This window comes from Microbacterium sp. M4A5_1d (assembly GCF_053345465.1).
Genome location: NZ_JBKFAD010000001.1, coordinates 1,036,906 through 1,051,624, shown reverse-complemented (window position 1 = coordinate 1,051,624; position 14,719 = coordinate 1,036,906). Strand labels below are relative to the sequence as shown.

Sequence of the window (14,719 nt, the reverse complement as noted above, 5' to 3'; positions counted from 1 at the left end):
GCGTCTCAGGGACGGATGATGTCGAGTGGCATCGTCGAGGTGTCGATGCGCGGATCGTCGTCCTGCCCGGCGACGAGCGCCTCGGCCTCGGCGATCGTCTCGACCGTCGGCACCGACCCGAGCAGCGGCCGCTGCGCCGTCTCGCGCATCGCGAAGAGCGCGACGGCCGCGAGCGCCGAGAAGAACATGATGTAGAACGCGGGCATGTAGGTGTTGCCCGTCCACTCGATGAGCGCCTGGCTGAACAGCGGCGTCGTACCGCCGAAGAGCGACACCGCCAGGTTGTACGCGATGCCCATCGCGCCGAAGCGGGTCGCGGTGGGGAACAGCGCCGGCAGGGCGCTCGCCGAGATCGCGACGAACAGTGCGACCGGTACCGCGATGATGCCCAGCGCGATGAACACGGCCCACAGCTCGCCGATCTGCATGACGGCGAAGGCGGGGATCGTCAGGACGAGGGACGCGCCGATCGCGAAAGCGTAGATGCGACGCCGGCCGAACCGGTCGCTGAGGCGCCCGACGAACGGCAGCGTCGCCGACATGACGATCAGCACCGGCACGGTCGCCACCGCGGCCGAGAGGTTCGAGAGTCCGACCTCCTTCTCGAGGTAGGTCGGCATGTAGCTGGTCAGCGCGTAGCCGGCCGTGTTGGTCGCGGCGACGATCGCCACGGCGACCAGGATCGTCCGCCAGTGGTGGCGCAGGATGCCGCCGATGCCGTGACGAGCCATCGGGTCGTCCTTGCTGGGCGCCGCGGCCGACTCCGACTCCTGCTCGAATGCCGGGGTCTCGGGGATGCGCAGGCGGAACCAGATGGCGACGATGCCGAGCGGGATGGCGACGAGGAACGGGATGCGCCAGCCGCCGTCGACCATCGCGTCGGGGCCCCAGAGCCCCTGCGTGATGAGGGTGGTCAGCGCGACGACCGTAGCGCCGGCGGCGAAGCCGACGTACGAGCCGACGTCGAGCCATGATGCCCAGAAACCGCGCGAGCGGTCGGGGGAGAACTCGGTCACATACGTCGACGCCCCGGCGTACTCGCCGCCGGTCGAGAAGCCCTGCACCATCTTCAGCACATACAGGGGGACGACAGCCCAGATACCGATCTGCGCAGACGTCGGCAGCAGTCCGATGAGCGCGGTCGCGGTCGCCATCATCGCCATCGTCAGGAACAGGACCTTCTGGCGCCCGATCCGATCGCCGAGCGGGCCGAGCACGATCCCCCCGAGGGGACGCACGAGGAACGACACGGCGAAGCCGAGGAGCGTCACGAGAAGGCCCCAGGGGTCGGGGATGTCCTCGGCGAACACCACCGTCAGGGTCACGGCGAGGTAGCCGTAGATCCCGAAGTCGAACCACTCCATGAAGTTGCCGACGACGGTGCCCGAGATCGCGGTGCGTACCTTCTTGCGTTCGACGACGATGACGTCGTCGACCTCGAGACGTCGGCGGGCAGGCCGCTTGGTGCGCGTGCGTGACATATTCGATTCTCCTCCGGCAGCGCCGCCGGGCTCGGGTCGCCAGACGACTGTCCTTCGCTCACGGGAGCGTAGACCCCGATGCGGGGTCGTGCGCAACCTCGGGGACGGGCGTTGCGGTCCGGTGCGTCGCCGCCTATCGCGCGCGCGTGAGGCGAACGGCCCGTACGCCCGGCCGGCGACCGTCCATCCGTCACGTGTCAAGTCGTGTCGGACGGGGCCGACGGACGCCTACCGTCTGATCATGACCGAGCTGACCGCACCCACCGGACACGAGCCCGAGCTGCAGGCGCAGCCCCGACCGGACGGATCCGCCCCGCGAGCCCTCGTCCTCGGCGCCACCGGGTACATCGGCGGACGGCTGGTGCCTCGCCTCGTCGCGGCGGGGTATCGCGTGCGCGTGCTGGCACGGACGCCCGAGCGGGTCGCCAGCTTCCCGTGGGGAGACGCCGTCGAGATCGTGGGCGGCTCGGCGGACGACGCGGATGCCGTCGCCGAGGCTGTCGACGACGTGGATGTCGTCTACTACCTCATCCATTCGATGGGAGCGGGGGCCGGGTTCGAGGCGGCCGACGAGCGGGCCGCCCGCACGGTCGCTGACGCCGCGGCGGCGGCATCCGTGAAGCGCATCGTCTATCTCGGTGGCCTGCACCCCTCCGATGCGGAGCTCTCGCCGCACCTGCGCTCGCGCGTGGAGGTCGGCGAGATTCTGCTGAAGTCCGGCGTGCCCACCCTCGTGCTGCAGGCGGGGGTCGTCATCGGGTCGGGGTCGGCGTCGTTCGAGATGGTGCGTCATCTCACCGATGTGCTGCCGTACATGCCGGCGCCGAAGTGGGTGCGCAACCGCATCCAGCCGATCGCCGTGCGAGACGTCCTGCACTATCTGCTCGGCGCAGCCCGCGTCGATCCTGAGCTGAACCGTGCCGTCGACATCGGCGGTCCCGACGTCTTGCGGTACGGACAGATGATGAACGGCTATGCCCTCGAGGCGGGCCTGCGGCAGCGCGCGATCGCGGCCCTGCCGGTGCTGACGCCCGGGCTGGCCTCCCACTGGGTCAACCTCGTGACGCCGGTGCCGCGCGCCATCGCCCGCCCGCTCATCGCGTCGCTTCAGAACGAGTGCGTCATGGACGACCATGACATCGACGACATCATCCCGCAGCCCGAGGGCGGCCTGACGTCGTACCGGACGAGCGTGCGGCTGGCGCTGGGCCGGGTGGACGCCGACGAGGTCGAGACGAGCTGGCAGGACGCCGACGTGCTCGGCGCGCCGAGCGATCCGCTGCCGAGCGACCCCGAATGGGCGGGCCGCACCGTGTTCACCGACGAGCGCTCCGCCGAAACGAGCGCGTCGCCCGAGCGACTGTGGGAGGTGATCGCCGGCATCGGCGGGACGAACGGCTGGTACTCGGCTCGCGCGCTGTGGGAGATCCGCGGCTGGATGGACCGTCTCGTCGGCGGCATCGGCCTCGCGCGCGGCCGCCGCAGCCGGGGAAAGGTGCGGGTGGGGGATGCGATCGACTTCTGGCGCGTCGAGGCCGTCGAGGAGGGCCGCCTGCTGCGGCTGCGTGCCGAGATGCGGGTGCCGGGGGAGGCCTGGCTCGAGCTCAAAGTCGCACCGCGGGATGGTGGTGCCCGCTATGAGCAGCGCGCGATCTTCTTCCCGCGCGGACTGGCCGGGCGGCTGTATTGGCTCGGTGTGCTGCCGTTCCACGGGCTCATCTTCACGGCGATGGCCACGCGCATCACGGAGATGGCCGAGGGGAAGGTCGAAGAGGGGCGGATCGCCGTCGAGAACACCCACGCCGACGATGACACCGCCCCCGCGGGCGCGGACGCTTCTAGGGTGGGGTCATGAGCCGCTCCGCCGTCGTCATCACCGTCTCCGACCGCTCAGCGCGCGGCGAGCGTCCGGATGCGGCCGGCCCGGTCGCCGTCGAGGCCTTGCGCGCCGCGGGGTGGGAGTGTGGCGATGCGGTGGTCGTCGCCGACGGAGCCGCCCCCGTCGCCGAGGCGCTGCGCGTCGCGATCGCCGGCGGAGCACGCCTGATCGTCACGACGGGCGGCACCGGCGTGGCACCGCGCGACGAGACTCCCGAGGGTACCGGCGAGGTCATCGAGCGCGAGCTGCCCGGCGTGGCCGAAGAGCTGCGACGCCGCGGTGTCGCCGAGACGCCCACTGCGGTGCTCTCACGCGGACGTGCCGGGGTGGCCGGCCGAACGCTCATCGTGAACCTGCCGGGGTCGCCGCGCGCCGTGGCATCCGGCATGGACGTGGTGACGGGAATCGCCGGGCACGTCGTCGCCCAGCTCGACGGGCACGATCACTGATGGGCGAGATCCGCATCGCCCGCATCACCGCGGAGCCTCTCGACGTCTCCCAGCACCTCGAGGCCGTCGATTCATCCGCCGTCGGAGCGGTGACGAGCTTCGTCGGCACCGTGCGCGACCACGACCCGGATGCCGCGGGCACGGTCGCCGCGCTGCACTACGAGGCACATCCCGATGCCGAGGCGACGCTCCGAGCCATCGCCGAGGCGGCCCTCGGCGACCGTGACGGCATCGTCGCGGTCAGTCACCGCATCGGCGACCTCGCGGTGGGGGACGCCGCGGTCGTCATCGCGGTGGGCACGGCGCACCGGGGCGACGCGTTCGACGTCTGCCGCGAGCTGATCGAGGCGATCAAACGCGAGCTGCCGATCTGGAAGCAGCAGATCGAGGCCGATGGCACGACGGCGTGGAAGGGGATCGGCGGCTGATCGCGTCGAACCCGGGCCGTCTCAGCCGCCCGCGAAGGGCGGCAGGATGTCGACGGTGACGTCGGGGCCGATCTCGGTGGTGTCGGCGACGCGTGCGCCGTCGACGAGCACGGCGCACTTCGGCAGGATGGCCGCCAGCCCAGTGATCTCGCGCGACAACGCGTCGCGCAGGGCGCCGAGGGTCGTCTCGGAGCGATGCTCTTCGTTCCGGCCGGCGCGTTCAGCGGCGGCGGCGAAGTAGCGCACGCGGGCCATCAGGCGTCCTCGCCGGGACGTCGCCAGTCGCCGCTGCGGCCGCCGGATTTCGCGGTGATGCGGATGTTCTCGATCGAGGTCGCCTTATCGAGGCCCTTCACCATGTCGACCACGGCGAGGGCGGCGACCGAGACCGAGGTGAGCGCCTCCATCTCGACGCCGGTGCGGTCGGCGGTGCGTGCGGTCGCCTCGATCTCGATGCCGTCGTCGGTGATGTCGAGGTCGACGACGACGCCGTGCACGCCGATCACATGCGCCAGCGGAAGCAGCTCGGGGGTGCGCTTCGCAGCCTGGATGCCGGCGATGCGTGCGACGGCGAGGACGTCGCCCTTCGGCACGGCGCCGTCGCGCAGCGCTGCGACCACCTCGGGCGAGCAGCGGACGAATCCGCGAGCAGTCGCCGCGCGGACGGTCGGCTGCTTCGCGGTGACGTCGACCATGCGGGCGTGACCGGCGTCGTCGAGGTGTGTGAAGCTCATGCCCTCATCCTTCCAGCAGCACGACGTCGATGAGGTCGCCGGGCTCGACGACGGCCGTCTCCTCCGGGACGACCGCATACGCCTCGGCGAGGGCTAGTGCGCCCGCGAGGTGCGAGCCCGAGCCGCCCGGTGTCGCCGGGCGCACGGACCATCCTGCAGGGTCGGTGCGGTCGACCACCGCGGGCAGGTACTGCCGGCGACCCGGTGGCGTGCGCCAGGACTCGGCCGCGGGAAGCCGGAGCGCCGGCCGCCGCAGGTCGGAGCGGCCCTGGAGGGCGAGCAGGGCAGGGCGCACGAACACCTCGAACGACACCGCCGCACTCACCGGGTTGCCCGGCAGGCCGAAGACGAGCGTTCCCGACGGCAGGACCCCGAAGGCCTGCGGCTTGCCCGGCTGCATCGCCACCCGCGAGAAACGCAGCGCGTCGCCCAGTTCGGTCTTGACGACCTCGTAGGCGCCCGCGCTCACCCCGCCCGAGGTGATGACGACGTCCGCTCGGGATCCGCCGGTCGTGGCCGCGGCGATCTCGTGCCGGAAGGCGGCGCCGCCGTCGTCGACGTGCACGCGGCGGATGACCGTACCGCCCGCCTGACGGCTGAGCGCTTCGAGCAGCAGGCCGTTCGACTCGGGGATCTGTCCGCGGATGCGTGGGAAGCCGGGCTCGACGAGCTCGCTGCCGGTCGAGATGACGACGACGCGCGGGGACTCCGAGATGGTGACCCGGGCGATGTCGGCGGCGGCGAGGGCCGCCAGCTGCCGCGGGCCGAGCAGCGTCCCGGCGTCCAGCACCGTGTCGCCGGGGCGGATGTCGTCGTGTGCGCGCCGGACGAACATGCCCCGCCTCGCGGGGGCGGTGAGCACGCGTGCGGTCGTCAGCGAATCATCGAGGCCGCCCGCGGTGTCTTCGAACGGCACGATGGTGTCGGCGCTGCTGGGCACCGGGGAGCCCGTCATGATGCGTGCGGCCTCGCCGGGGGTCAGATGCGGATCGTCCGCCGTGCCCGCCGGCAGATCGGCGATGACCGCGAGGTCGACGGGACGCTCGGCGGACGCCGTCGCGACATCGTCGAAGCGCACCGCGAAGCCGTCCATCGCCGAGTTGTCGAAGTCGGGGATCCCCCCGCGCGCGATCGCAGCCTCGCGCAAGACGCAGCCGGCGCCGTCGGCGAGCCCGGCCGTGCGGGTCGGCAGCGGGCGGACGGCGGCGAGGACGTCCGCGAGCTGATCCTCGACGGTGCGCAGCCCCCCGCTCACGACTGCCACCGTGCGAGCCCGCCCGCGAGCACGGATGCCGCGACACCGCGGCCCCGGAGGGCATCCGCAGCGCGATGGGCGCGGATGCCGTGCGCGCACACCACCACGACCCGGTCGGCACCGGCGAGGCTCGGATCAGCGAGAAGCTCGCCGAGCGGTACCAGCACCGAGCCGGGCAGCACACCGGTCGCCGTCTCGTGGGGCTCCCGCACATCGAGCACCACCGCGCCGACGGACTGCTGCGCTCGGAGCTGCTCGAGATCGACCTCGGGTGCCGCGGTCCGTCTCGGCTCTGCAGGGGGCGGAGGAACCGCGGCCGGGGACGCCGCACTCGACGCCGCGCGCAGCGGGACCTCGCGCTGGGCGCCGGTGAGGGCATCGACGACGGCCAGCCGGCCGAGGAGCGGTTCGCCGACCCCGGTGATGAGCTTGATCGCCTCGGTCGCGAGCATCCCGCCCACCGTCATGCAGAGGGACCCGAGCACGCCCACCTCGGCGCACGTCGGCAGGTCGTCCGCGCTGCCCGCGGGGTAGAGGTCGTCGAGGCCGACGGCCGGAACGCCTGCCGGCGGCGCGGTCCAGAAGACGGTGACCTGCGCGTGGAACTCCTGGATGACGCCCCAGACGAGCGGCAGCCCGAGTGCCGCGCATGCCGCGGCCACGACGGTGCGGGTCTCGAACGTGTCGGTGCCGTCGATGACGAGGTCGCTCCCCGCCAGCAGACGCGACGCGTTATCGGCATCCAGCCGCTCGCGGCGCGTCTCGATCCGGGTCTCGGGCGACAACGCGGTGGCGGCTCGGACCGCGGAGGCGACCTTCGGTGCGCCGACGTCGTCGACGCGATGGATCACCTGCCGCTGGAGATTGGCGAACTCGACCACGTCGTCGTCGATGACGGTGATCGTCCCGACCCCGGCGGCGGCGAGGGCGAGGATCACCGGCGAGCCGAGACCACCGGCACCGACGACCGCGACGCGGGCCGCCGCCAGTCGTCGCTGACCCTGGTCGCCCAGGCCCGCGAGGACGGCATGCCTCGCGGTGCGCTCGCGCTCACGATTCGACAGGGTCTCGGCGGGATCGACGAGGGGCGGCAGGGTCATGGGATCAGGCTAGACGCGCATAGGGGTAGCGGGGGCGGACGTGGGCGGGCCCGGGGCGAGCGTCCGTGGATGCGGCGGATTCGCTCCTTCTGCTCCGCAGATGCGGGTATGTTCGGCCCATGACGACGTATCGCATCTCGGAGGCGGCCCGCCTGCTCGGAGTCAGCGACGACACCGTGCGCCGCTGGATCGAGCAGGGTGTCCTTCCGGTCTCGGGTGACAGCCCGGCGAGGGTGCCCGGCGACGCGCTCGCCGCGCACGCGGTCGAGCTCGCTTCCGCCGCGGCGGACCCCTCCGACCGACTCTCGAGCGCCCGCAACCGCTTCGTCGGCCTTGTCACCCGCGTGCAGATCGACGGGGTGATGGCCCAGGTCGACGTGCAGTCGGGACCGCACCGCATCGTGTCGCTCATGTCGGCCGAGGCGGCGCGCGAACTCGAGCTCGAACCCGGATCGCTCGCGGTCGCGGTCGTGAAGGCCACGACGGTCGTGGTCGAGACTCCGAAGGACTGAGCCGTGCGCACACGGCGAATCACCGTCGCCGCCCTCGCGGCTGTCATGCTCCTCCTGGAGGGGTGCGCCGCGGGCGGCGTCGCGGAGTCGGGGCCGGGCACCGCGGAATCCGAGGTCTCGGGCGAGGTCACCGTCTTCGCTGCCGCGTCGCTGAAGACGGGATTCGACGAGCTGGCGTCGCAGTTCGAGCAGCGGCATCCCTCCGTCACGATCTCGCCCATCAGCTACGACGGGTCGTCGACGCTCGCGACGCAGCTGATCGAGGGAGCCCCCGGCGACGTGTTCGCCTCGGCCGACGAGGCGAACATGCAGAAGGTCGTCGACGCCGGGCTCGCCGCCGCCCCGGACGTCTTCGCGACGAACCGGCTCACCCTCGTGGTGCCGGCCGGGAACCCCGGTTCGATCACCGGCCTGGCAGACCTCGCCGACGCCGACCGCACCGTCGTGCTGTGCGCACAGGCGGTGCCGTGCGGCGCGGCCTCGGAGACGCTTCTCCGCGACGCCGGTGTCACTCCGAGCGTCGACAGCTACGAGCAGAACGTCACCGCGGTGCTGACGAAGGTCGCGGGCGGCGAGGCCGATGCCGGCCTCGTCTACGTCACGGATGCCGCCCTCACCGGCGATGTCGAGACGGTGGAGGTCGCCGGCGCCGAGCGAGTCGTCAACCGGTATCCGATCGCGGCGCTCGCCGACGCGCGGTCGCCCGAGGCCGCCGCGGAGTTCGTCGCCTACGTGCTGTCCGAAGACGGCCAGACGGTGCTGCGCCGTCTCGGCTTCGGGGCGCCGTGAGCGGCGGTGGGGCCGGCGGTCACCGGACGACGCGCCGCAGCGCGCCGGGGTATGTGCCGCGCGTCCTTCTCGTGCCGGCGGTCGTCGGGCTCGCGCTGCTCGTGGTCCCGCTGGCCGCCCTGGTGGGCCGCGTCGACCCCACGACGGTGTGGACCGACGTCACGTCGCCCGAGGCCGGCGCGGCGCTCGCGCTCTCGCTGCAGACCGCGCTCGCGGCCACCGCTGCGTGCATCGTGCTCGGCGTTCCGCTCGCCCTGACGATCGCCCGGGCAGGCGCCCGCGGTGCGGCGGTGCTGCGAGCCATCGTGACGGTCCCGCTCGTGCTGCCCCCCATGGTCGGCGGCGTCGCCCTGCTGTTCCTCTTCGGGCGGACCGGCTGGCTGGGCGCGATGCTCGGCGAAGCCGGCATCCGCATCCCGTTCACCACCGTGGCTGTCGTGATCGCGCAGACTTTCGTCGCTCTGCCCTTCCTCGTGCTCGCGCTCGAGGGCGCACTTCGCGCCACGGGAGTCGGGTACGAGCAGACCGCCGCCGCGCTCGGGGCGGGACGGTGGCGCATCCTGTTCCGGGTCACCCTGCCGCTCGCCGCGCCCGGGCTCATCGCAGGGACCGTGCTGTGCTTCGCCCGCGCCCTCGGCGAGTTCGGCGCCACCGCACTGTTCGCCGGCAACGCGCCCGGCGTCACGCAGACGATGCCGCTGGCGATCTACACGGCGTTCAACGGTGCCGGGGTGTCGCAGGGCACGGCTGTGGCACTGTCGCTCCTCCTGCTCATCACCGCGATCGCCGCGCTTCTGCTCGTGCGGGCCTGGCGGCCGGGCGGTGCCCGATGAGTGCCCGGCTCACGGCACGCGTCCGGGTGCAGCGGCCCGGCCTCACCGTGACCGTCGACCTCGTCGCCGAACCGGGGGAGGTCGTCGCGGTCATGGGGCCGAGCGGCGCGGGGAAGACGACGGTGCTCGAGGCGATCGCGGGCCTCGTGCCGCTCGACGCGGGATCGATCCGCGTCGACGACGACGAGGTCGCGAGCCCCCGCAGGCGCGTGGCGCCGCAGCACCGCGGCATCGTGATGCTGCGTCAGGACCCCGGCCTCTTCCCGCACCTCTCGGCGCGCGAGAACGTGGCCTTCGGGCTCCGCTCTCGCAAAGAGCCGGCACGCCGGGCGCGCCTCATCGCCGACGAATGGCTCGAGCGGGTCGGGCTCGCCGGGGTCGGCGGCCGGCATCCCCGGGAGCTCTCCGGGGGGCAGCAGCAGCGCGTCGCCCTCGCCCGCGCGCTCGCGGCGCGGCCCCGCATCATCCTGCTCGACGAGCCGTTCACGGCGCTCGATCCGGCGACGGCCGCGTCACTGCGGGCGATGCTCGGCGAACAGCTGCGGGCTGCCGGGGCGACGGCCGTGATCGTCAGCCACGACGCCCTCGATGCGGCGGCGGTGGCCGATCGGCTGGTGGTGCTCGAAGCGGGACTCGTGACCCAGAGCGGCGCCGTCCGAGAGGTGCTGCGGACCCCCGCCACGGCGTTCGGTGCTGCCATCGCGGGAGTGAACCGTGTCGTCGGCAACGTGGTCGGCCAGGGCGATGACACGGTCTGGCAGGCCGGCACCCTCGCGGTGCCCCGGCCCGGCGCGGACGGTGGTGCCGCTGCCGCTCTGTTCCGCCCGAGCGACGTCCGGCTCGAGGGGGTCGCGGCCGGCGACGGGCTCGCGCGGTCGGGGGCTGCGCCGTCGGACGCCGACCGCGTCGTGTGGTGGGCTCGCGTCGTTCGGCTCGAGCCCACCGTCGGCGGAGTCCGGGTGATCGTCTCCGATCCGCCGGCGGCGGTCGACATCCCGGTGGATCTGGCCGCGGACCTCGGCGCGGGCGGCCTCGTGCAGCTCTCGCTGCCGACCGCCGCGATCACATGGGACTGAGTGGCACGATGGGGGAATGCCCCACATGCGCGCCGTCCGGCCCGGCGATGACGCCGCGCTGAGCGAGATCTGTCTGCGGACCGCCGACCACGGCTCCGATGCCACCGGACTCTTCGACGACGACGACATCTGGGGAGCGATCTTCGTGCTGCCCTACGCCGAGCGGCATCCCGACTCCGCCTTCGTCGTGGCCGATGACGAGGACCGGGCGATCGGCTACGTCGTCGCGACGCCGGACACCGATGCCTTCGAGGAGTGGTTCCGCGGCGACTGGTGGCCGCGGTTCGCCGACCGCTGGCCCGTGCCCTCGCCCGATGACACCTCGCGGCAGGCGGGGACGCTGCGATACGCCTACGGTCGACGCCCCGGAGCCGAGCCGCTCGCCGCGACCTATCCCGCGCACCTGCACATCGACCTGCTGCCCGCGGCCCAGGGGCAGGGGTGGGGGCGACGGCTGATCGACCGGGTGTCGGAGCAGCTCCGCGCGTCGGGCGTCATCCGTCTGCACCTGGTCGCGTCGGCGGCCAACGACGGGGCGCTCGCCTTCTACGACCGCCTGGGGTTCGAGCGCCTGCCCTCCTCGCCCGGCGCGCAGGCGTTCGGCATCGACCTCGACCGCTGAGGCCCGGTCACGCGGCTCGCCGAGGTCCCCGTTGGGCCGGGTTTGGGGGCGGGTTTCCCGGCCGAAATGGGACCGCGCGGGGTGTGGGGGGCGGGTGGGCGCGGGGTGGGGGCCGCGCGTCAGCCGGTGAACAGGCGCCCGTCGGAGATGCGGACCGTGCGGTCGACGAGCGAGCCCGGCACCCGGACGTGCGAGATGAGCACGACGGCGCGCTCCTCGTCGACGGCCGAGAGCAGATCGCGCATCAGCGCGTCGGATGCCGCGGGGTCGACCCCGGCCGTCGGCTCGTCGAGCACGAGCACGGGGAAGCCGTGCAGCAGCGCACGAGCGAGCGCGATGCGCTGCGCCTGGCCGCCCGACACGAGCGCGCCGTGCTCGCCGACGCGAGCGTCGAGACCGCCGCGCTCGCGCAGCCAGCCGCCCAGGCCGACGCGTTCGAGCACGGCCTCCAACTCGGCGTCGGTCGCGGTGTCGCGGGCGAACAGGAGGTTCTGGCGGATGTCCTCGTCGAAGAGCATCGGCTGCTGCTCGCACAGTCCCACCGTCAGGCGCACGTCGTCGGGGGAGAGGCCGGTCACGTCTGTGCGCCCGATCCGGTAGCTCCCATCGACGTCGAGGAAGCGCACAAGGGCATGCGCGAGCGTCGACTTCCCCGCACCGCTCGAGCCGACGACGAGCAGGCGTTCACCCGGGCGGACATCCAGGTCGACGCCCGCGAGGGCCGGCCGATCGGCTCCGGGCCACGTCACCGACACGTCGCGGAGGTGCAGGCCGTCGCCGAGCGCGGGCGCGACACCCGTGGGTGCGACGCTGCTCGCAACGAGTCCCGATGGGATGTCGCCGGGCACGGTCTCGGCGATCCGTTCCGCCGACGCGTGCACCTGACGCCAGGATGCCGCTGCGAGCGGAACCGTCTGGAAGACCTCGAACACGGCCATCGGCACGAGCACGGCGACCGCCAGCCACGGACCGCCGAGGGCGGTGACATCCGGGGCGGTGACGATGACGGCGAGGATCGATGCGGCGCCCGCGGCGAGCGAGACGATGGCTGCGCTTCCGGCCTGCGCACCGGCGCGGCGGACGACCGCACGTCGGAGGTCGGCGTCCGCTGCCTCGACACGGCGACGGCTCTGCTCTTCGGCCCCGTACGCCAGCAGCACGTCGAGGCTTCCGAGATGGTCGGCGACGGCGTCGGCGAGCCGGGCGCGGAGCGGGGCGATCGTGCGCTCCGCGCGAGCACCCGCGACCCAGCCCCAGCCGGTGGCCGCCGCCGCGGCGACGACGAGGCAGCCGAGCAGGGTGAGCCCGGCCGGCCACGAGACGGTCGCGACGAAGACGACGGCGGCGAGAGCGACGGTGGCCGAGGCCACGAGCGGCTCCACCACTCGCAGCGGCAGGTTCTGCAGGTCGTCGACGTCGTCGACGAGGGCGGAGAGCGCGGATCCGCGGCGGATGCGGCCGAGCCCGTCGGGTGCGAGCGGGATCAGGCGTCGGACGAGGTCGGTCCGCGTCGTTGCGAGCTGACGCAGCGCCGCATCGTGCGACGTGAGGCGCTCAAGGTAGCGGAAGACGGCACGCGAGATCGCGAACGCCCGCACCCCGACGACGGCCGCCATCACGTACATCACCGCGGGCTGCTCGCTCGCGCGGACGATGAGCCACGCGCTGCACGCGAGGAGCGCGACGGCCGAGGCCTCCGTGGCGAACCCGGTCGCGAGGGCGCGCCAGAACCGTCGCGGCGGGGGCATCGCGCCGCGAAGCACCTCGGACGTCGTGGTCATGCCGTCACCTCCGATCGGGGTCGTACGTCGACGAGGACGTCGGCGATCGACCGGGCAGACTCCCGGTGCGAGACGAGCAGGACAGTCGCGCCGTCGTCAGCGACACGGCGGAGGCTCTGCCAGAGCGCGGCCTCGGTCTCGGCGTCGAGTGCGGCGCTCGGCTCGTCGAGCGCGACCACCGGCGCACCGCTGTTCACGTGCCGGAAGAGAGCCCGGGCGACCGCGACGCGCTGCGCCTGCCCGCCGGAGAGGCCCGCGCCGCGCACGCCGAGCTCGAGCGCCGGGTCGAGGTCAGCGGCGCCGGCGGCCGCGAGCGCGCGGACGACGGCGCGCTCACCCGCGGGCCCGGCGACGCGGTCCGTCGAAGCGCCGAGCGTGACGTTCTCGGCGACGGTGCCGGCGATCAGCCCCGCGTCCTGTCCGGCCCAGGCGAGCCACGACGCCGGCGGCGGAACCTGCTCGCCGTCGAGGGTCAGCTCCCCTTCGAACGGGGCGACGCCGCGCAGTGCGGCGAAGACGCTCGACTTGCCCGCGCCGCTCGGCCCGGAGAGGAGCGTGATCGTGCCCGGCCTCGCCGTGAACGACACGGGTGCGAGCAGCGAATCGCCGCGCCGCACCCGGAGCTCACGGGCGCGGAGGATGCCGCGCTCCGCCGCGACGCTCGTCGCGGCGTCCGTCGTCGACGCTGAGCTCGCGGCATCCTGCGGCGGCAGCGCGCGCGCCGCGTCGAGTACCTCGAAGACGTCGTCGGTGGCCGCGACACCCTCTGCGGCGGCGTGGAACTGGACCCCGACCTGACGAAGCGGAAGGTAGGCCTCGGGGGCCAGCAGCAGCACGAAGAGTCCGACAGACAGGGCGAGCGAGCCGTCGATGAGCCGGAAGCCGATCGACACCGCCACGATCGCGACGGAGATCGACGCGAGGAACTCCAGCGCGAAGCCCGACAGGAACGACACCCGCAGCACGCGCATCGTCTCGATGCGGTAGTTCTCGGTCACCCGTTCGATCGATGACGCGGCGCGGTGCTGCCGGCCGAACACCGTGAGGGTCGAAAGTCCGCGGACGGTGTCGGCGAAGCGGGCTGCGAGCTGGCGGAGGGTCTGCCACTGCGCGCGTTGCACCGCGCGGGTGGCGAGTCCGATCAGCACCATGAACAGCGGGATCAACGGCATCGTGAGCAGGACCGTCACGCCCGAGATCCAGTCGCTCCACCAGATGACGGCGATGAGCACCGGGGTCGCGATGACCGTCAGGACGAGTTGCGGCAGGTAGCGGCCGAAGTAGGCGTCGAGCGCGTCGAGGCCGCGGCCCGCGGTCACCGCGAGCTGAGCAGAGTTGCGGTTCGCGAGCCAGCCGGGGCCGAGGCGACCGACGGCCGAGGTGAGCCCGCCGCGCAGCTCGCTGCGCACCCGGGCGGCGGCGCGAGCAGAGACGGCCTCGCGCAGCCAGAGGAGCCCGGCGCGCGCGGCGACGACGGCGGCGAGGGCGGCGAGGACGCGCATGAGGTCGGCTACCGGCATCCCGCCGATGGCTCCGACGATCGCTTGCGTGGTCAGCCAGGCGAGCCCGACGACGACGGCGGTCTGGGCGAGGCCGATCGCGCCGATCGCGACGAAGAAGAGGCGCGAGGTGCGGGCGTAGCGCAGCAGCCGCGGATCGACGGGTCGTCCGCTCGAGCGCGCGGGCGCCTCGGGGTCGTCCATGCTCACCCTTCGATCCTGCCTTACCCCGGGACCGGGATGCCTCGGGTCCGGCGCGATCGCGCGGATCCGAGGCATCC

15 protein-coding genes are annotated in these 14,719 nt (G+C 73.1%); 8 read left to right on the top strand and 7 right to left on the bottom strand.

From position 1 onward, the window contains the following. Positions 1–5: 5 nt before the first annotated feature. Positions 6–1,481 (bottom strand): MFS transporter, encoded by a 1,476-nt coding sequence (locus tag ACLBWJ_RS05060; protein ID WP_323987346.1) that lies wholly within the window; start codon positions 1,479–1,481, stop codon positions 6–8. Positions 1,482–1,722: 241 nt separating this feature from the next. Here ACLBWJ_RS05060 and ACLBWJ_RS05055 point away from each other — a divergent pair, with 241 nt between their 5' ends. From ACLBWJ_RS05055 to ACLBWJ_RS05045, 3 genes are read left to right on the top strand one after another with little or no spacing between them, the layout of a single operon-like run. Then, positions 1,723–3,336 (top strand): SDR family oxidoreductase, encoded by a 1,614-nt coding sequence (locus tag ACLBWJ_RS05055; RefSeq protein WP_282502199.1) that lies wholly within the window; start codon positions 1,723–1,725, stop codon positions 3,334–3,336. Continuing rightward, on the top strand, positions 3,333–3,809 hold the full coding sequence (locus ACLBWJ_RS05050; RefSeq protein ID WP_447659839.1) for a MogA/MoaB family molybdenum cofactor biosynthesis protein: 477 nt from the start codon (positions 3,333–3,335) through the stop codon (positions 3,807–3,809). Before ACLBWJ_RS05055 ends, ACLBWJ_RS05050 begins: the two co-directional genes overlap by 4 nt. Continuing rightward, positions 3,809–4,237 carry a molybdenum cofactor biosynthesis protein MoaE gene (locus ACLBWJ_RS05045; RefSeq protein WP_282502201.1) on the top strand — a complete coding sequence of 143 codons (429 nt, stop codon included), beginning with the start codon at positions 3,809–3,811 and terminating at the stop codon, positions 4,235–4,237. The genes ACLBWJ_RS05050 and ACLBWJ_RS05045 overlap by 1 nt, the downstream gene beginning before the upstream one ends. 21 nt (positions 4,238–4,258) lie before the next feature. Here the strand turns inward: ACLBWJ_RS05045 and ACLBWJ_RS05040 are convergent, their stop codons facing one another. Genes ACLBWJ_RS05040 through ACLBWJ_RS05025 form a run of 4 tightly spaced genes read right to left on the bottom strand, consistent with a single transcriptional unit; the run spans position 4,259 to position 7,326 of the window. After that, the gene (locus ACLBWJ_RS05040; RefSeq protein ID WP_282502202.1) at positions 4,259–4,492 is read right to left on the bottom strand and encodes a MoaD/ThiS family protein; all 234 of its coding nucleotides are present in this window, start codon (positions 4,490–4,492) and stop codon (positions 4,259–4,261) included. Then, the gene (moaC, locus tag ACLBWJ_RS05035) at positions 4,492–4,971 is read right to left on the bottom strand and encodes a cyclic pyranopterin monophosphate synthase MoaC (protein WP_354451121.1); all 480 of its coding nucleotides are present in this window, start codon (positions 4,969–4,971) and stop codon (positions 4,492–4,494) included. The genes ACLBWJ_RS05040 and moaC overlap by 1 nt, the downstream gene beginning before the upstream one ends. Before the next feature lie 4 nt (positions 4,972–4,975). Further along, positions 4,976–6,226 (bottom strand): molybdopterin molybdotransferase MoeA, encoded by a 1,251-nt coding sequence (locus ACLBWJ_RS05030; RefSeq protein WP_447659838.1) that lies wholly within the window; start codon positions 6,224–6,226, stop codon positions 4,976–4,978. Continuing rightward, complete coding sequence (locus ACLBWJ_RS05025) at positions 6,223–7,326, bottom strand: ThiF family adenylyltransferase (protein WP_274177461.1); 1,104 nt, start codon at positions 7,324–7,326, stop codon at positions 6,223–6,225. The genes ACLBWJ_RS05030 and ACLBWJ_RS05025 overlap by 4 nt, the downstream gene beginning before the upstream one ends. Positions 7,327–7,445: 119 nt before the next feature. Between ACLBWJ_RS05025 and ACLBWJ_RS05020 the strand changes: the two genes are divergently transcribed. Genes ACLBWJ_RS05020 through ACLBWJ_RS05000 form a run of 5 tightly spaced genes read left to right on the top strand, consistent with a single transcriptional unit; the run spans position 7,446 to position 11,158 of the window. Next, complete coding sequence (locus ACLBWJ_RS05020; RefSeq protein WP_112613545.1) at positions 7,446–7,838, top strand: TOBE domain-containing protein; 393 nt, start codon at positions 7,446–7,448, stop codon at positions 7,836–7,838. A gap of 3 nt (positions 7,839–7,841) precedes the next feature. Beyond that, positions 7,842–8,627: a molybdate ABC transporter substrate-binding protein gene (gene modA, locus ACLBWJ_RS05015; RefSeq protein ID WP_447659837.1), complete on the top strand. Its 786-nt coding sequence runs from the start codon at positions 7,842–7,844 to the stop codon at positions 8,625–8,627. 53 nt (positions 8,628–8,680) lie between these two features. Beyond that, complete coding sequence (locus ACLBWJ_RS05010; protein ID WP_345840773.1) at positions 8,681–9,460, top strand: ABC transporter permease; 780 nt, start codon at positions 8,681–8,683, stop codon at positions 9,458–9,460. After that, a complete protein-coding gene (locus tag ACLBWJ_RS05005; RefSeq protein ID WP_447659836.1) occupies positions 9,457–10,536 on the top strand; it encodes an ABC transporter ATP-binding protein in 1,080 nt (359 codons plus the stop codon). Before ACLBWJ_RS05010 ends, ACLBWJ_RS05005 begins: the two co-directional genes overlap by 4 nt. 16 nt (positions 10,537–10,552) lie before the next feature. Then, a complete protein-coding gene (locus ACLBWJ_RS05000; RefSeq protein WP_282502208.1) occupies positions 10,553–11,158 on the top strand; it encodes a GNAT family N-acetyltransferase in 606 nt (201 codons plus the stop codon). 119 nt (positions 11,159–11,277) lie between these two features. On the opposite strand, the gene cydC is transcribed toward ACLBWJ_RS05000, so the two are convergent. Both cydC and cydD read right to left on the bottom strand, forming a co-directional pair. Further along, positions 11,278–12,939, bottom strand: coding sequence for a thiol reductant ABC exporter subunit CydC (gene cydC, locus ACLBWJ_RS04995; RefSeq protein WP_447659835.1), 1,662 nt, complete (start codon positions 12,937–12,939; stop codon positions 11,278–11,280). Then, positions 12,936–14,642: a thiol reductant ABC exporter subunit CydD gene (gene cydD / locus ACLBWJ_RS04990; RefSeq protein WP_447660085.1), complete on the bottom strand. Its 1,707-nt coding sequence runs from the start codon at positions 14,640–14,642 to the stop codon at positions 12,936–12,938. Before cydD ends, cydC begins: the two co-directional genes overlap by 4 nt. Between the last annotated feature and the right edge of the window lie 77 nt (positions 14,643–14,719).